This is a genomic window from Streptomyces sp. KR55 (genome assembly GCF_052245645.1).
Classification (GTDB): domain Bacteria; phylum Actinomycetota; class Actinomycetes; order Streptomycetales; family Streptomycetaceae; genus Streptomyces; species Streptomyces flavusporus.
The window spans coordinates 1-15,612 of the sequence record NZ_JBQQCE010000219.1 but is presented as its reverse complement, the minus strand read 5'-3'; the positions used below and the strand labels follow the sequence as shown (position 1 = coordinate 15,612).

Sequence of the window (15,612 nt, the reverse complement as noted above, 5' to 3'; positions counted from 1 at the left end):
CACGGGGAGGCGAGCCAGCGGCCCAACGTCTTCATACGGCGCCTCCCTACCCGTGGATCCAGTGTGCGCGCTGCCGACGATCTCGGTACAGAGGGCGTCGTCGGCTCAGTTGATCACGGGTACTTCGGCCTTCTCGGGCAGTCGCCGCCACTTCTCCTGGACGATCACCTCGCGCAGCCGCCAGCCGTCGTCGGTCCGCAGCAGCCCGAAGGCGTACCGGCCGCCGCACACGAAGTCGGGCTCCGCGGAGCCCTCGCCGGCGAAACGCATCGGATTGACGTAGTCGGCCTGGGCCCGTGCCGTGTCGCCGGTGTCCCGCTCCAGAACGTCGAACCGCATCCGGCGGTTGACGATCAGATGCTGCCGCATCGAGAACAACCGCATGCTCTCGGCGAGCCACGCGGCCACCTGGCGGGCGTCCCCTTCGATACCGCCGGCCGAGCGGTAGTCCGCCCGTCCGTCCGGTGTGAACAGATTTCGGTACGCCTCCCAGTCGCCGTCGTCCACTGCCACGGCGTAGTCGGTGATCAGTCCGTCGACGGCGAGCCGGTCCATCACGGCCGCGAGCTCCACACGCTGCGTCATCGGCTCAGTGTTGGGCACGGGGCGGGCCGCGCCAAGAGGGCATGCCGTGATATTCGGTGGTCGTGGACGCCTCCTGTGCGACGGAGGCGGTGATGCGGGGGCGGGAGGCGGTGAGCGTCGTCAGCTGCCCGCGCGCAGGCGCTGGAAGGCGGTGGGGGTGGGTCTGGCAGGCAGGAAGTCCCTGATGCGGCGGGCGCATTCGAGGGGGTCGGAGACGCTGGTGTCGCACTCGATGTCGTAGACGCCGTGGGCGTGGACCTGCTTCAGCTGGCGGGCGGCGAGTCCGACGGGCCGGTTCCCGCGCTCACGCTCTCGCCGCTCCAGCTCGTCCAGGGGGCAGTGCACGCCGACGAGGACCACGTCCTGCGGTACGAACAGCGACAGGCAGTCCCAGAGCCGCCACTCGGCGCTGAGGATGTGGTCCATGACGACGTTGTTGCCGGCGGCGGCCATTCCGGCGACCGCGCGGTGGTAGCCCTGCCAGGTCCGGTGCAGCATCGTGTCGAGCTGGTCCGGCGGGACGGGGGTGCGGGACCGCATTGCGTGGAAGGCGTCGACCGGCATGTGGAAGTACGGTTCGTCGAGGATCCGCAGCAACTCGGCCGCGATGCTCGACTTGCCGGAACTGGATGTGCCGTTGAGGAAGACGACGAGACCGCGTCGCGGTGGCACGTCGGTGAGATGTTCCACGCCGTCGCCGTCAGGCCGCCTCGATGACCTCGCCGCGGATGGCCGCGGCCCACTCGACCACCAACAGTTCGTACTCCGCCCGCTCCTGAGCCGACAGCGTGCCGCCCGCACGCAGCCACAGCTCACGGATCTGCTCGTTCACCTCGGCAGCAGACCGCACGGAACCAGGGGCCATGGAGTCAGGGGACATGCGAGCAAGCCTAGGGGCAAGCACTGACACTGCGCTACCGGGCGGCTACTCATCCCGTATGGGCTTGGTCACGACCCCGGGGTGTCAGCCCGCCGACTCCGCCGCGTGGGGGCTCAGGGCGCCCATCGTCACCAGCGCGACGATCACGATGCCGAGCGCTATGCGGTACCAGACGAACGGCATGAAGCTCTTGGTCGAGATGAACTTCATGAACCAGGCGATGACCGCGTACCCGGTGCCGAAGGCGATCACCGTCGCGAAGATCGTCGGCCCCCACGACACATGGCCGGTCTCCATCGCGTCGTTCAGTTCGAACAGGCCCGAGGCGAGCACCGCGGGAATCGCGAGCAGGAACGAGTAACGGGCCGCGGCCTCGCGCCGGTAGCCCATGAAGAGGCCGCCGCTGATGGTGGCACCGGAGCGGGAGACACCCGGGATGAGGGCCATGGCCTGGCAGAGGCCGAAGATCAGGCCGTCCTTCACGCCCAGGTCCTTCAGCTCCTTGCGCTGGATCGGCGCCCGGTGCCGGCCCCCGCTCTCGTCGCGGGCCGCCATCCGGTCGGCGATGCCGATGATCACACCGACCACGATCAGCATCGTCGCGGTGATCCGCAGATCCCGGAACGGCCCCTCGATCTGGTCCTTGAACGTGACACCGAGCAGCCCGATCGGGATCGAGCCGACGATCACCAGCCAGCCCATCTGCGCGTCGTGGTCACTGCGCCACGCCTTGTCGTACAGGGATCGGAACCAGGCGGAGATGATGCGTCCGATGTCCTGGCGGAAGTAGATCAGCACGGCGGTCTCCGTGCCGATCTGCGTGATCGCCGTGAAGGCGGCGCCCGGGTCCTCCCAGCCGGAGAAGGCCGCGGTCAGGCGCAGGTGCGCGCTGGAGGACACGGGGAGGAATTCGGTCAGCCCCTGGACGAGTCCGAGGATGAGTGATTCGAACCAAGACATGAAGTTACGGAGTCCAAGTGCCGATCGTGGAACGGACGACGGACACACCGAGCCTCCGCGCGCGGTGATCGGTTGTGTCGAGGGGAAGGGTAGCGTCCCGCGGGATCGGGCCCGGCACAGGGGCTTGCCGGGGTGATCGACGGTGATCGGTTCGGGGTGTTGACCGGTTGCGGCGGCGGGCCTACGTTGCGGTGGGGAAAGCGCTTGCTGCATACCCAGGAACCCCGGAGGAGTGCTGATCAGGTCCATGCCCACGCCCGCGACACCGGTGACACGTGTGACATCCGCGACACCCACGGCGTCCGAGACATCCGCGACAGACGATCCCCAGGCCTCCCGATCCCCCTCCGCCCCGCTCTCCGACCGCCCCGTCAGAACCGCCGTCATCGGCACGGGCGGCATCGCCCGCGGCTGCCATCTGCCCGCACTGGCCCGGCTCGCCGAGGAGGGCGAGACGGAGGTCGTCGCGGCGGTCGACATCGACGCCGCCGCGGTCCGGGAGTTCTGCGCGACGGGCGGGATTCCGCACGCGTACACCGACCTGGAGCTGATGCTGCGGGAACAGCAGCCCGACCTGGTCACGATCTGCACGCCGCCGACGCTGCACCGCGAGCAGACCATCGCCGCACTGCGCTCCGGTGCCTGGGTGTGGTGCGAGAAGCCGCCGGTGCCCACGCTCGCCGACTTCGACGCCGTCGAGGCGGCGGAGGGGCCGACCGGCGGGCCGTACGCCTCGATCGTCTTCCAGCACCGGTTCGGCTCCGGCGCCCGGCACGTACGCCGGCTGCTCGCCGAGCAGGCCATGGGCCGGCCGCTGGTGGCGCACTGCCAGACCACCTGGTACCGCGACGCCGCCTACTACGCCGTCCCCTGGCGCGGCCGCTGGCATACGGAGGGCGGCGGCCCTGCCATGGGACACGGGATCCACCAGATGGATCTGCTGCTCGATCTGCTCGGGCCGTGGAGCGAGGTGCGCGCGATGGCCGGCCGGCTGGTGCACGACGTGGAGACCGAGGACGTCTCGACGGCCCTCGTCCGCTTCGAGAACGGCACCATGGCGACCGTCGTGAACAGCGTCCTCAGCCCCGACGAGGTGAGCCGCATCCGCGTCGACTGCGAGCGCGCCACCGTCGAACTCACCCACCTGTACGGCCACGCCAACGCCGACTGGCGCATCACCCCGGCGCCGGACGTGCCGGAGGCGGACGCCATGGCCTGGCAGGACTTCGGCGCCGACGTGCCCAGCTCGCATCTGGCACAGCTGCGCGAGCTGATCGCGAGCATGCGCGCGGGCGAGCGGCCGCGCAGCAGCGGGCCGGACGGCCGCAAGAGCCTGGAGCTGATCACCGCGCTGTACAAGTCGGCGTTCACGGACACGACGGTCCGGCGGGGCGAGATCGGCCCCGGCGACCCGTACTACACGGCGCTGCACGGGGGCGCGCCCGGCTGGGCACCCGTCGTGCCCGAATCCGCCCCGAGCCAGGAGGTGCCCGCATGACCGGCCTGCAGACCGTCCACGCGCACGGCGACCGGATCACGGTCACCGAACCCACCACCGGCGTCGAACTCTTCAGCTACGTCTACCGGCCCGAGTCGGCCTGGGAGGCCCCGAAGCCGTATCTGCACCCGATCCGGACCCTGGCGGGCGCCGTCGTCACGGACTACCGGCCCAACGACCACCGGTGGCACAAAGGCCTGCAGATGACGGCCTCCCATCTCTCCGGCCAGAACCTGTGGGGTGGCAACACATACGTTCACGGCGAGGGATATCTCGCGCTTCCGGAGCGCGTCGGCTCGATGGCGCACGTCGGCTTCGACGAGGTCACCTCGGACGGTTCCCGCGTGGTGATCGCCGAGCGGCTCACCTGGCACCCGCACACCGGGGAGCTGTGGGCCGACGAGGAGCGCCGGATCGAGGTGCACGACGTGGACCCGGCGGCCGGCTCGTGGGCGCTGACCTGGACGAGCGCCATCACCAACCGGCGGGACGAACCGCTGCTGTTCGGCAGCCCGACCACCGCAGGCCGCGAGATGGCCGGCTACACGGGCCTGTTCTGGCGGGGACCGAGGGCCTTCCGGGACGGGCGCGTCCTCGGGCCCGACAGCGAAGGGCCGGAGCTGATGGGGGAGCAGGCCCCCTGGCTGGCGTACTCGGGGGAGCACGACGGCCTCGACGGGCACGCGACGCTCGTGTTCGCGCACGCCCCGGAGAACGACCACACCGGAGCCCGGGGCACCCACCCCGCGCACTGGTTCGTCCGCAACGAGCCGTTCGCCGCCGTCGCCCCCTCCTGGGCCTTCCACGAGGAACTGGAACTGGCACCCGGCGACACCCTCGCCCGCCGCTACCGGGTCGTCGTCGCCGACGGAGCCTGGGAGCGGGAGGAGATCGCCAAGTACCTGGAGGCGCATCCATGGTGAGCAGCACTGAGCCCGCCGGACCGCCCGGAGCCTTCACCGGGCTCCCGGGCGGGGTCGCCGTCTCCCACCTGTCCGTCTACGACTGGCCGGCGGCGGACGGGGTGTGCGGCGGAACTCCCCATATGCATCTGACGTGTTCGGAGGCGTACGTCGTCACCGCCGGCCGGGGTGCCGTGCAGACGCTCACGACGTCCGGGTACGAGGTCACGCCGCTCGCGCCCGGCACGGTCGCGTGGTTCACGCCCGGCACGATCCACCGCCTCGTCAACGACGCCGATCTTCGCATCACCGTCCTGATGCAGAACAGCGGGCTGCCGGAGGCGGGGGACGCGGTGCTGACCCTGCCGCCGAAGTACCTCACCGATCCGGAGACGTACGCCGCCGCGACGGTGATCCCGGCCGACGCGTCCGTGGTGGAGCAGGAGCGCATCGCCCGCGCGCGGCGTGACCTCGCCCTCGAGGGCTACCGGGTGCTGCGGGCCGAGGGGCCGCAGGCCCTGGCCGAGTTCCACAGCGCCGCGGCCGCGCTGGTCCGGCCCCGGCTCGCCGAGTGGCGTGAGCGCTGGCGTCGCGGTGCCCAGGCGGCCGCCTCGGCGACCGGGGAGCAGCTCGACCGCCTCGAACGCGGGGACGTGTCCCACCTTGGCGGGGCCGTCGTACGGGCGGAACAGCCCTCGGCGCGCGGGAAGTTCGGGATGTGCGGGCGGCTCGAGGTGTATCCCGCCGGCTAGGGCCTGTCCGGCGGATCAGGTCGCAGGAGATCGGCGGCGCCCTATAAGCGCGGGTGAGCGGGGGCTGGTGCGTGCAGCTGCCAGGCGGAGGAGGGAGTCGACGCGATGGGGCCCCTCCCGCGCATGGGGGTCCCCCCGCTCGAGCGAAGTCGAGAGTGGGGGAGAAGTCGAGCGTGGGGGAGTCGGCGAGTGACGACAACGCGGCAGATGGGCGTGCCAGACCTCGAGTCTGCGGCATGATCCGCCGGACAGGCCCTGGCGCCGTTCACGCCGCCGCAGGCCCCGTCACCGTCCAGCCCGGGGCCTGCGGGTGGGGCGTCAGGTCCTCGTGGGCCACCGGGTCGCCGCAGGCCCGGCAGGTGACCACGGGGACCAGTTCGTTGCCGCAGACGTGCTCCATCACCATGGGGCGGTCGTCCTCGCTGCGCAGGTGGCGGTTGCCCCACTCCATGAGGGTCAGCAGGACCGGCTCCAGTTCGAGCCCTGCCTGGGTGGGCCGGTACTCGAAGCGCTGCGGGCGTTCGTTGTAGGCGCGCTTCGTGAGGATTCCGGCGTCCACCAGGCGGCGCAGCCGCGTCGCCAGGATGTCGCGCGGGGCGCCGATGTTGCGCACGAGCTGGTCGAAGCGGCCGTTGCCCAGGCACACCTCCCTCAGGACGAGCAGGGAGTACTTCTCGCCGACCAGTGCCAGGGCGTCGGCGATCGAGCAGGGGCGCGGGTCCTTGTTGGCGGCCATGGAGCCCAGCATAGGTGAGGGTTTGATTTTCCAACCCGCTGGGCTATGGTGAGTTTGAATTTCCTACTCACTGGTAGCGAGCCGGTCGCCCGGCCGGCCGATTGGGTGTTCGGTCGGGCCGGTTGATCGCTGCAGTGATCGTCCCGGCGGCCAAGGAGGCCCGCACCATGCGTGACGCAGTCATCGTCGAAGCCGTACGCACCCCCGTGGGCAAGGGCAAGCCGAACGGCTCGCTCGCCCACGTCCACCCCGTCGAACTCCTCGCCCACACCCTGCGCACCCTCGTCGAGCGCTCCGGCGTCGACCCGGCGCTCATCGACGACGTCATCGGCGGCACCGTCGACCAGGTCGGCGAACAGGCCATGAACACCACCCGGTACGCCGTGCTCTCGGCCGGTTTCCCCGAGACGGTCCCGGCGACCACGGTGGACCGCCAGTGCGGTTCGTCCCAGCAGGCCGTGCATTTCGCGGCGCAGGGCGTCATGTCGGGCGCGTACGACCTCGTGGTCGCCTGTGGCGTCGAGTCGATGAGCCGTGTGCCGATGTGGTCGAACGTCCCGGCCGGCAAGGATCCTTTCGGGCCCGGCGTCGCCGAGCGCTACCCGGAAGGCCTGGTTCCGCAGGGCATCAGCGCCGAGCTCATCGCCGCCAAGTGGTCCATCACGCGCGAGCAGATGGACGCCTTCGCCGTCTCCTCGCACCAGAAGGCCGCCGCGGCCTGGGCGAGCGGCCACTTCGACGCCGAGGTCGCGCCCCTGGAGGGTGTCGCGCGCGACGAGTCCGTGCGTCCGGGCAGCACTCCGCAGACCCTGGCCGGCCTCAAGCCCGCCTACTACGACCCGGAGTTCGCCGAGCGCTTCCCGCAGATCGAGTGGAACGTCACCGCGGGCAACGCCAGCCCCATCAACGACGGCGCCTCCGCCGTCCTCATCACCTCGAGCGAGACCGCGGCCCGCCTCGGCCTGCGCCCCCTCGCCCGGCTGCACAGCTTCGCCGTCACCGGCTCCGACCCGCTGCTGATGCTCACCGGCGTCATCCCGGCGACGGAGAAGGTGCTGCGCAGGGCCTCCCTGACCCTCGACGACATCGACCTGTTCGAGGTCAACGAGGCCTTCTCCAGCGTCGTTCTGGCCTGGCAGCAGGAGACCGGCGCCGACCTCGCCAAGGTCAACGTGCACGGCGGCGCGATCGCCATCGGTCACCCGCTCGGCGCGAGCGGCACCCGGCTGACCACCACCCTCGTGCACGCCATGCGCGAGCGCGGCGCCCGCTACGCCCTGCAGACGATGTGCGAGGCGGGCGGCCTCGCCAACGCGATGATCCTGCAAGCCGTGTGACCGGCGGTCAGCGCCCCCGCAGGTGGTGACGCTTGCGCCAGGCCACCACCGCGGCCACCAGGCCCGGTACGGCGATGCAGGCCATCGCGATGAGAAAGGCGGGCGACGTCGGCGTGGAGGCACGGGCGCCGGCGACGACGTACGCGGCGGTGTTCGGGAGCGTCCCGAGCGCCGTCGCGAGCAGGAACGGCAGCCAGCCCATACGGGACACGGCGGCGCAGTAGTTCGCCGCCCAGAAGGGCACGCCCGGGAACAGCCGCACCGCCAGCATCGAACGGAACCCGTGCCGGCTGAACTGCCCGTCGACGGTGGTCAGTACCCTGCCCCGCAGCAGCGGGCGCAGCGCGTCCTGGCCCAGCACCCGGCCGAGCCCGAAGGCGATCCCCGCGCCGAGTACCGAACCCGCGACCGCCGTCGCGATGCCCAGCTGCGAGCCGAACAGCGCACCCGCCGCCAGGCTCAGCAGCGGCCGCGGCACGAACGCCACGGTGACCAGTCCGTACGCCACCGCGAACACGAGCGCCGCGGCCACACCGCCCAGCTGTGGCGGCCAGCCGTGCGCCAGCAGCCGCTGCGGTTCGAAGAGCAGCACCGCCGACGCGGCTCCCACGAGCAGCGCGACGAGCAGCGAGAACCGGGACCAGGGCGAGAGCAGGACTCTCGCGCAGCGCGCGGTGAGACCGAGCCGGACGGGGACGGCGCCGGGGACTGCGGCCGCGAGTTCCGGGACAGTTGTGGTGGCCTGGGGAGAGGCCTTGGTGGCGGCCTGGGAAGTGGCCGTGGTGGTGCCCCCAGAGCGGGTGGTGGCATCGAGCATCCGGTGACACTAACCGACAAATATGTGTGATCGCCGTATGGTTCGTCTCATGGGCGTCACAGGTACGGGAACGGTGGGTGTCCCGCGCAGCGTGCTCGCAGACACGCTGCTGGAACGGCTGACTGTGACGTACGCCGCAGCCGCCGACTCCGAGCGTGCCGGGCCCATGCGCGCGTACATGAAGGACGTGGCGCCGTTCCTCGGCCTGACCACGCCCGTGCGCCGCGCCCTGTCCCGCACTGTCGTGGCCGGCACGGCCCGCCCCGACGAGGCCGACTGCACCGCCGTCGCCCTGCGCTGCTGGCAGCTTCCGGAGCGCGAGTACCACTACTTCGCCGTCGACTATCTGCGCCGCCACGTGGGGCGCTGCTCGTCCGCCTTCCTGCCGGTGGCCCGGCAGCTCGTCACCACCGTCTCCTGGTGGGACACCGTGGACCTGATCGCCGCCCATGTGGTGGGCGCCCTGGTGGCTGCCGACCCGGGGCTGAAGCGTGACATGGACGCCTGGATCGTGGACGACGACCTGTGGGTCGCCCGCACGGCCCTGCTCCACCAGCTGCGCTACAAGGACCGCACCGACACCGAACGCCTCTTCACCTACTGCCTGCGCCAGTCCGGCCACCCCGACTTCTTCGTCCGCAAGGCCATCGGCTGGTGTCTGCGCGAGTACGCCAAAACCGACCCCGAGGCCGTACGGGCCTTCCTCGCGCGCGAGCGTGGACGGTTCGCGCCGCTGTCGGTGCGGGAGGCGCTGAAGAACATCGGGGCGTGAACGCCGGGGCGAGAGGGCCCGGCTCCGCAGCAGCGGGAAAAACCATTCGACGCGGGGTGAACCGTCGGCGATGATCTGCGTCATGTTCCGGTACGCCTTCGTTCTCGCCGCATCCGCCGCAGCGGATGCCCCGAAGGCTGCCGTCCTGATCGTCACGGCAACCGTCGACGGCGCCCGAAGCTGACCCTCCCCGGATCGTCCGGCGGACCCCGCAGGGGGAGGGTCGGCAAGTCTCCTGGGGTCCCCGTCCCGGCCACGCGCCCACGCGCTCCGCCGGGTCCATCACTCGGCATTCCGCAGAGACTTCGAGGTACCGCCATGCCCAAGACGGCGTACGTCCGCACCAAACCGCATCTCAACATCGGCACGATGGGCCACGTCGACCACGGTAAGACCACGCTCACCGCCGCCATCACCAAGGTCCTCGCCGAGCGCGGCACCGGCACCTTCGTGCCGTTCGACCGCATCGACCGGGCCCCGGAGGAGGCGGCGCGCGGCATCACCATCAACATCGCGCACGTCGAGTACGAGACCGACACCCGGCACTACGCGCACGTGGACATGCCGGGCCACGCCGACTACGTCAAGAACATGGTGACCGGCGCCGCGCAGCTCGACGGGGCGATCCTCGTCGTCTCCGCACTCGACGGGATCATGCCGCAGACGGCCGAACACGTGCTGCTCGCCCGGCAGGTGGGAGTCGACCACATCGTCGTCGCCCTCAACAAGGCCGACGCCGGTGACGAGGAGCTGACCGACCTGGTCGAGCTGGAGGTCCGCGACCTGCTCACCGAGCATGGCTACGGCGGCGACGCCGTCCCCGTCGTACGGGTTTCCGGACTGAAGGCCCTCGAGGGGGACCCGCGCTGGACGGCGTCCATCGAGGCGCTGCTCGACGCGGTGGACACCTATGTGCCGATGCCCGAGCGGTACCTGGACGCGCCGTTCCTGCTGCCGGTGGAGAACGTGCTCACCATCACCGGCCGCGGCACGGTCGTCACGGGCGCCGTCGAGCGCGGCACGGTCCGGGTCGGCGACCGGGTCGAGGTGCTCGGCGCCGGGCTGGAGTCCGTCGTCACCGGCCTGGAGACCTTCGGCAAGCCGATGGAGGAGGCGCAGGCCGGGGACAACGTGGCGCTGCTGCTGCGCGGGGTGCCGCGGGACGCGGTGCGGCGCGGCCACATCGTGGCAGCGCCCGGCAGCGTGGCGCCCAGCCGCCGCTTCTCGGCCCAGGTGTACGTGCTGTCGGCGCGCGAGGGCGGCCGTGCGACGCCGGTGTCGACGGGCTACCGGCCGCAGTTCTACATCCGCACCGCAGACGTGGTCGGCGACATCGACCTCGGCGAGACGGCGGTCGCCCGCCCCGGCGACACCGTCACCATGACGGTCGAGCTGGGCCGCGAGGTGCCGCTGGAGCCCGGGCTCGGCTTCGCCATCCGCGAGGGCGGCCGCACGGTCGGCGCGGGGACGGTGACGGCCGTCGGCTGACACACCCGGGGCCCGCCTCTCGAACGGAGGCGGGCCCTGGCCCCATCGGCGACGACGAAGAAGGCCTTCGGCCGCAACCCCGTCGACCCCCCGGTCCGACCCGCCGCGGCCCGGGCCGGCCACGACCAGGCCCGTGAGCCCACGCCCACGGCCGGGCGGCGGCCGAATCCCGCCGTCCCGTCACAATGGAGCCGTGAACGAGCCCATACCCGTGATCCGAGACGTCGATCACGGGACCGCCAAGCTGATGCCCGACATCGACCGGAAGCGGGCCTGGCTGCTCACGGTCGACGAGGCGCCGCAGTCGTACGTCGATCTGGACGAGCCGACGCATCTGGAGTTCGAGTACGCGCGGCGGCTCGGGCACGTCCTGGACACGGTCGCGGAACCGGGTCAGCCGCTGGATGTACTGCACCTCGGCGGGGGTGCGCTCACGCTCCCCCGATACGTGGCCGCGACCCGGCCCGGCTCCCGGCAGGACGTCGTCGAGGCCGACCGGGGCCTCCTGGAGCTGATCGTGGAGCATCTGCCGCTCCCCGCCGACGCCGGCATCGCGCTGCACGCGGCGGACGCCCGCGCCTGGCTGGCCGGTGCCCCGACGGACAGTACGGACGTCGTGGTCGCCGACGTCTTCGGCGGTTCACGGGTGCCGGCCCACCTGACGTCCGTCGCCTACGCCCGCGAGGCCGAGCGGGTGCTGCGCCCCGGCGGCGTCTACCTGGCCAACCTCGCCGACGCCACGCCCTTCGCCTTCCTGCGCTCCCAACTGGCCACCTTCGCCTCGGTGTTCGGGGAGCTCGCGCTGATCGCCGAACCGGCCGTGCTGCGCGGCCGGCGCTTCGGCAACGCGGTGCTGCTCGCGGCACACCGCCCGCTCGACACCACGGCCCTGGCCCGCCGTACCGCCGCCGACGCCTTCCCGGCCCGGGTCGAGTACGGGGCCGGGCTGCGGGAGTTCATCGGTGCGGCCCGGCCGGTCCGGGACGAGGACGCCGTACCGTCACCCGAGCCGCCCGGCGGAGCCTTCGGCATCGGATGAAGCGGATCCGGCCTCGGCCGGCACCACGAGGCCGGCGTCGGTCCGCTCGTCAGCCCCCGGTCGGTTCCCCGTGCAGCCGCACCGTGCTGAGGATCTTCATGATGGTCGCCTTGGGGACCTCCTCGTCGACGCCCTTGGCGCCGTAGAAGTTCCACGACACGAAGTCGCCGGCCGAGTTCTTGAAGCCGAACGTGACCGCCTTGCCGTCGCTGGCACACTTGCCCTTCTGGGGCGTGTTCGTCGACTGGGCCCAGGCGATGCTGCCCTCGATGCCCGACTTCGTGGTGTAGGGCGCGGCCTTCTCGTCGAACGTGACGCTCTTCTTGTCGGGCTGCGTATAGCCGCCGTAGACCCACCAGGCCACCGTGTTCACGGCGACCTCGTCGGTGTTCTTGGCGCCGTCGGCGCCCTTGGTGCCCACCGCGGCGAGGGCCGTGTCCTCGGTCCGGCCGTCCTTGTTCTCGTCGGTCGTGCACCACTTCGACTTGTAGAACGCCGGCGCCGACATGATGGCGAGAGGCTTGGCGTCGTCCGACTTCTCGTCCTCGAAGCCGATGCTCACGCCCGGCGACTCGACCTCCCAGTCGGCCGGCACGTCGAAGGCGACCCCCCGCTTGGGGTTGACGACCACCTTCCAGCCGTCGATCGTCGGCTTCTCGGTTTCGTTGCTGCGCGGGTTGTCGTCCGAGCCGGACGCGGAGCCGCTCGGGTCGGCGGGCGCCGACGGTGACGGGCTCGTCTTCTTCTTGCTGCCGCCGCCCGCCGTGTCGTCCTCGTCGCCGCCGAGCACCAGGAAGCCGGTGACGCCGGCGGCCACCACCACGGCGGTGGCCGCCACGATCGCGACCAGCTTCGTGCGGTTGCCGTCGCCCCCGCCGCCCGGCTGCGGCTGCGGAGCCCCCGCCGGCGCGGGTGTGCCCCACTGCGGTTGCTGCGCATAGGGATTGGGCTGCTGGAAGCCGGGCTGCTGATAGGGATTCGGCTGCTGGTATCCCGGCTGCTGATACGGATTGTTCTGCCCTTGCGGGTTCTGCTCGCCCCCGGGCGGCTGCTGTCCTGGCCACATGAGCGGTAACCCTAGTGCCGCTGTGGACACGATTCGGTCACTGCCCCTTGTCAGGGACGTAGCGAAACGGGAGTCGGAGCGGCTCCCTCCGTTCGGGTCGCCCGACACGCCTGCTCTCCTGCCCCATGGGCCACCGCGATACGCCCGTCACCGCCTGCATCTGGCCAGCCGAGGCTACCCGTGGGTAACATGCGGCCATGAGCGCAGATCAGATGTCGATCGGCGAGTTGCTCGCCGCCACGGTGCCGATGGTTCGGACCCTGAACCTCGAGTACCTGGAGACCACTCCGGAGAAGGCCGTGCTGGCCCTGCCGGACCAGAGCGAGTACCGCAACCACGTCGGCGGGCCGCATGCGGGGGCCATGTTCACCCTCGGTGAGTCGGCCAGCGGCGCGATCGTCCTGGCCGCGTTCGGCGACCAGCTCTCGCGTGCGGTACCGCTGCCCGTGCATGCCGAGATCGCCTTCAAGAAGATCGCCCTGGGCCCCGTCACGGCCACCGCGACCCTCGGCCGCCCCGCCGCCGAGGTCGTCGCCGAACTCGACGAGGGCAAGCGCCCGGAGTTCCCGGTGGCCGTCGCCATCCAGCGCGAGGACGGCGCCGTCACTACGGAGATGACCGTCGTCTGGACCCTTCGCCCCAACAGCTGAGTCCGGGTGATCGGATGGGGCCCCGCCACTGCGGCGGGGCCCCATTCGTGTGCCCGCGCTCAGGCGGCGGCTGGATCTCGTCGCCCCGGCCCGGCAGTGTGCGCATCCAGGATGCTGAAGACCCTCGGGTCGAGGATATGGCGGCCGATGGCCGAGTAGCGGCTCGGCGCATCCTGCGGCGCCGGCAGGGAACCTGTTCCGGGGAGATTCTGTGGACCAACAGGCTTTGGATGCACACAACTTGACGCCCGGAGCACCGGCGATTTCGAATGCCGGTGCGGATACCAGGGGTAACAGATGGCAATTCATGGCCGATTGAGCATCCGTCACCCGAACTCCTTGTTTCTCGTGAGACGCCTGTGCGAAAGTGTGGCACCCCGCGGGAAGGCAAAAGGTCAGGCTCAAAAGGCCTGGGCCGGGCTCATGAGCACGCACCATTCAGGCACCTGCTTTCCGAAGGACGTGCATTGCGTCGCGTCCTGCGGCTTGGAAGGAAATGGTCCAGTGCAACCCCCTTACCCCCCACGTCCGCCCTACCCGCCCCGACCCGGTTCGCGCCCGGGGGAGTCCGACCGCGATCTCGTTGCCCGGCTGGGCGGCCCCGACCCGGACACCCGGGCCGCAGCTCTGCTGCTGGCCCGGCACTGGCGCGCGGTGTACGACTACGCGGTCGTCTGCCTGGCCTCCTCGGCGGTGTCGGCGCAGATGGCGGCCACCGCCGCGTTCCAACAGATGCTCGGCCGTGGAGCGGCCGTCGGTGCGCTGCGCCCGCACCTCCTCGCGACCGTGCGGGAGACCGTACGGGAATGGGCCGCCGAGGACGATGTGGCGGCCCTGCTGCCGGAACTCCGCAAACCCACCGGCGGCCGCGGACTGCGTGCGGCACGGTCCGTGACACCGGAAAAGCGGCTCCTCGCAGAGCGCGCTTTCCATGCCCTTCCGGGAGCCTCTCAATGCCTGCTGTGGCACACCGAGGTCGAGGCCGAGCCGATAACCGTACCGGCTGGTCTGCTGGGCGTGGACCCGATGACCGCGTCGGTGGCCTTGGAACGGGCGCGGGAGCAATTCCGGGCCGGCTGCGTACGCGCCCACCGGGAACTCGCGCCGTCCAGGGAATGCCGTTTCTACAACCGTCTCCTCGACGTCCCGATGCGCCGCGGAGGAGCCCTGCTGCCGGATGTGCAACAGCACCTGACGGCATGCCGGTACTGCCGGCACGCCGCCGAACAACTCGGTCATCTCGACGGCGGCCTGGACGTGCTCCTCGCCGAAACCGTGCTCGGCTGGGGCGCCCGCCGCTACCTCGACTCACGCCCCGCCCGCAGCGCACCACCGACACCCCCGCGAGCCCGCACCGGCACCGCCCGCCCGAGAGCCGGCGGGCGCCATCGGCCCGCCGGGCCCCTGTCGCGCAGACCCTCCAGGGCCGTGGTCGTGGGCGTCGGCCTGACCTCCCTGGCGTTACTCGCGACGGTGCTCGTCGCCAGAAGCTGGTCCGGCGACAACGGTGTCGCCCACGGTCACGGTCCGGACGCCACCTGGGGCGTGCCCAGCAGCCACACCGTGAGCCCGAGCCCGGCGTCCGAGGCCCCCTCCGCCGGAACACCGTCGGCCGCTTCCGCCGCCCGCCCCGTCGAGGTCGCCCGGGGACGGCTGCGCAACCTCGCCCTCGACCTGTGCCTCGACGGCGGCAACGACACGCCCGGGACCGCGACTGTCCTTGCGGTGTGCTCGTCCGCCGCGTCGCAGCAGTGGTCGTACCAGGACGACGGTCTGCTGCGCAGCGTCGCCGACCCGACGCTCTGCCTCGACGCGCACGTCCGCAAGGGAACGGTCGGGTCGGCCGACTGCGCGGTGCACTCCGGCCAGGTGCAGTACGACCTGACGGTGCGCGGCGAACTCCTGCTCCGCTGGCGCAAGGGCAGGCTCGTCGCGCCCGGTCCGGGCCGGGAGGTGGTCGTCGCCGAACGGGACGGCTCCGCGGAGCAGCGGTGGCGGCTGGAGGCGGCGCCCGACGAGGCGGAGGAGCCGGGGAAGAAGGGCGACGAGCCGAGCGAGGGCGAGGACCGCGCCGGGCGGAACGCGGAAGGCCGGGCTGAGCGAGAATCGCAGAGCGGCGATCCGGACCCG

16 protein-coding genes are annotated in these 15,612 nt (G+C 71.4%); 9 read left to right on the top strand and 7 right to left on the bottom strand.

Annotated elements, in window-relative coordinates:
- Positions 1–105: 105 nt before the first annotated feature.
- The 4 genes from ACTWQJ_RS28480 to ACTWQJ_RS28465 form a co-directional block, all read right to left on the bottom strand.
- Entirely contained in the window at positions 106–585 is a 480-nt protein-coding gene (locus ACTWQJ_RS28480) for a nuclear transport factor 2 family protein (RefSeq protein WP_443309402.1), read from the bottom strand.
- A 120-nt stretch (positions 586–705) separates the two neighbouring features.
- The gene (locus tag ACTWQJ_RS28475) at positions 706–1,275 is read right to left on the bottom strand and encodes a chloramphenicol phosphotransferase CPT family protein (RefSeq protein WP_443309401.1); all 570 of its coding nucleotides are present in this window, start codon (positions 1,273–1,275) and stop codon (positions 706–708) included.
- Positions 1,276–1,285: 10 nt separating this feature from the next.
- Complete coding sequence (locus ACTWQJ_RS28470; protein WP_224736961.1) at positions 1,286–1,465, bottom strand: hypothetical protein; 180 nt, start codon at positions 1,463–1,465, stop codon at positions 1,286–1,288.
- 84 nt (positions 1,466–1,549) lie between these two features.
- Positions 1,550–2,425: an undecaprenyl-diphosphate phosphatase gene (locus ACTWQJ_RS28465; RefSeq protein ID WP_443309400.1), complete on the bottom strand. Its 876-nt coding sequence runs from the start codon at positions 2,423–2,425 to the stop codon at positions 1,550–1,552.
- Between the two features lie 277 nt (positions 2,426–2,702).
- Between ACTWQJ_RS28465 and ACTWQJ_RS28460 the strand changes: the two genes are divergently transcribed.
- From ACTWQJ_RS28460 to ACTWQJ_RS28450, 3 genes are read left to right on the top strand one after another with little or no spacing between them, the layout of a single operon-like run.
- Positions 2,703–3,923 carry a Gfo/Idh/MocA family protein gene (locus ACTWQJ_RS28460; protein ID WP_443309399.1) on the top strand — a complete coding sequence of 407 codons (1,221 nt, stop codon included), beginning with the start codon at positions 2,703–2,705 and terminating at the stop codon, positions 3,921–3,923.
- A complete protein-coding gene (locus ACTWQJ_RS28455) occupies positions 3,920–4,846 on the top strand; it encodes a PmoA family protein (RefSeq protein WP_443309398.1) in 927 nt (308 codons plus the stop codon). Before ACTWQJ_RS28460 ends, ACTWQJ_RS28455 begins: the two co-directional genes overlap by 4 nt.
- Positions 4,840–5,577 (top strand): cupin domain-containing protein, encoded by a 738-nt coding sequence (locus ACTWQJ_RS28450; RefSeq protein ID WP_443309397.1) that lies wholly within the window; start codon positions 4,840–4,842, stop codon positions 5,575–5,577. The genes ACTWQJ_RS28455 and ACTWQJ_RS28450 overlap by 7 nt, the downstream gene beginning before the upstream one ends.
- Positions 5,578–5,842: 265 nt before the next feature.
- On the opposite strand, the gene ACTWQJ_RS28445 is transcribed toward ACTWQJ_RS28450, so the two are convergent.
- A complete protein-coding gene (locus tag ACTWQJ_RS28445; protein WP_443309396.1) occupies positions 5,843–6,313 on the bottom strand; it encodes a winged helix-turn-helix transcriptional regulator in 471 nt (156 codons plus the stop codon).
- Positions 6,314–6,480: 167 nt separating this feature from the next.
- Here ACTWQJ_RS28445 and ACTWQJ_RS28440 point away from each other — a divergent pair, with 167 nt between their 5' ends.
- Positions 6,481–7,650, top strand: a complete 1,170-nt coding sequence (locus ACTWQJ_RS28440; protein WP_443309395.1) for a thiolase family protein — start codon at positions 6,481–6,483, stop codon at positions 7,648–7,650.
- Between the two features lie 7 nt (positions 7,651–7,657).
- Here the strand turns inward: ACTWQJ_RS28440 and ACTWQJ_RS28435 are convergent, their stop codons facing one another.
- Positions 7,658–8,467, bottom strand: coding sequence for a TVP38/TMEM64 family protein (locus ACTWQJ_RS28435; RefSeq protein WP_443309394.1), 810 nt, complete (start codon positions 8,465–8,467; stop codon positions 7,658–7,660).
- A 49-nt stretch (positions 8,468–8,516) separates the two neighbouring features.
- Between ACTWQJ_RS28435 and ACTWQJ_RS28430 the strand changes: the two genes are divergently transcribed.
- From ACTWQJ_RS28430 to ACTWQJ_RS28420, 3 genes are all read left to right on the top strand, one after another.
- Complete coding sequence (locus ACTWQJ_RS28430) at positions 8,517–9,239, top strand: DNA alkylation repair protein (protein WP_443309393.1); 723 nt, start codon at positions 8,517–8,519, stop codon at positions 9,237–9,239.
- A gap of 318 nt (positions 9,240–9,557) precedes the next feature.
- A complete protein-coding gene (gene tuf / locus ACTWQJ_RS28425) occupies positions 9,558–10,727 on the top strand; it encodes an elongation factor Tu (protein ID WP_224736970.1) in 1,170 nt (389 codons plus the stop codon).
- Between the two features lie 193 nt (positions 10,728–10,920).
- The gene (locus ACTWQJ_RS28420) at positions 10,921–11,766 is read left to right on the top strand and encodes a spermidine synthase (RefSeq protein ID WP_443309392.1); all 846 of its coding nucleotides are present in this window, start codon (positions 10,921–10,923) and stop codon (positions 11,764–11,766) included.
- 49 nt (positions 11,767–11,815) lie between these two features.
- Here ACTWQJ_RS28420 and ACTWQJ_RS28415 read toward each other — a convergent pair whose 3' ends face one another.
- Positions 11,816–12,832, bottom strand: a complete 1,017-nt coding sequence (locus ACTWQJ_RS28415; RefSeq protein ID WP_443309391.1) for a hypothetical protein — start codon at positions 12,830–12,832, stop codon at positions 11,816–11,818.
- 212 nt (positions 12,833–13,044) lie between these two features.
- Between ACTWQJ_RS28415 and ACTWQJ_RS28410 the strand changes: the two genes are divergently transcribed.
- Positions 13,045–13,482, top strand: coding sequence for a DUF4442 domain-containing protein (locus ACTWQJ_RS28410; RefSeq protein ID WP_129797489.1), 438 nt, complete (start codon positions 13,045–13,047; stop codon positions 13,480–13,482).
- 504 nt (positions 13,483–13,986) lie between these two features.
- Positions 13,987–15,612 (top strand): RICIN domain-containing protein (locus ACTWQJ_RS28405; protein ID WP_443309390.1); only part of this gene is annotated, 1,626 nt, incomplete at its 3' end.

What these genes read in the sequence shown, in the direction of transcription:
- tuf (WP_224736970.1), top strand. Translation starts at nt 9,558, where the DNA reads ATGCCCAAGACGGCGTACGTCCGCACCAAACCGCATCTCAACATCGGC.
- ACTWQJ_RS28465 (WP_443309400.1), bottom strand. Translation starts at nt 2,425, where the DNA reads ATGTCTTGGTTCGAATCACTCATCCTCGGACTCGTCCAGGGGCTGACC.
- ACTWQJ_RS28410 (WP_129797489.1), top strand. Translation starts at nt 13,045, where the DNA reads ATGTCGATCGGCGAGTTGCTCGCCGCCACGGTGCCGATGGTTCGGACC.
- ACTWQJ_RS28440 (WP_443309395.1), top strand. Translation starts at nt 6,481, where the DNA reads ATGCGTGACGCAGTCATCGTCGAAGCCGTACGCACCCCCGTGGGCAAG.
- ACTWQJ_RS28415 (WP_443309391.1), bottom strand. Translation starts at nt 12,832, where the DNA reads ATGTGGCCAGGACAGCAGCCGCCCGGGGGCGAGCAGAACCCGCAAGGG.
- ACTWQJ_RS28480 (WP_443309402.1), bottom strand. Translation starts at nt 585, where the DNA reads ATGACGCAGCGTGTGGAGCTCGCGGCCGTGATGGACCGGCTCGCCGTC.
- ACTWQJ_RS28430 (WP_443309393.1), top strand. Translation starts at nt 8,517, where the DNA reads ATGGGCGTCACAGGTACGGGAACGGTGGGTGTCCCGCGCAGCGTGCTC.
- ACTWQJ_RS28435 (WP_443309394.1), bottom strand. Translation starts at nt 8,467, where the DNA reads ATGCTCGATGCCACCACCCGCTCTGGGGGCACCACCACGGCCACTTCC.
- ACTWQJ_RS28470 (WP_224736961.1), bottom strand. Translation starts at nt 1,465, where the DNA reads ATGTCCCCTGACTCCATGGCCCCTGGTTCCGTGCGGTCTGCTGCCGAG.
- ACTWQJ_RS28450 (WP_443309397.1), top strand. Translation starts at nt 4,840, where the DNA reads ATGGTGAGCAGCACTGAGCCCGCCGGACCGCCCGGAGCCTTCACCGGG.
- ACTWQJ_RS28445 (WP_443309396.1), bottom strand. Translation starts at nt 6,313, where the DNA reads ATGGCCGCCAACAAGGACCCGCGCCCCTGCTCGATCGCCGACGCCCTG.
- ACTWQJ_RS28455 (WP_443309398.1), top strand. Translation starts at nt 3,920, where the DNA reads ATGACCGGCCTGCAGACCGTCCACGCGCACGGCGACCGGATCACGGTC.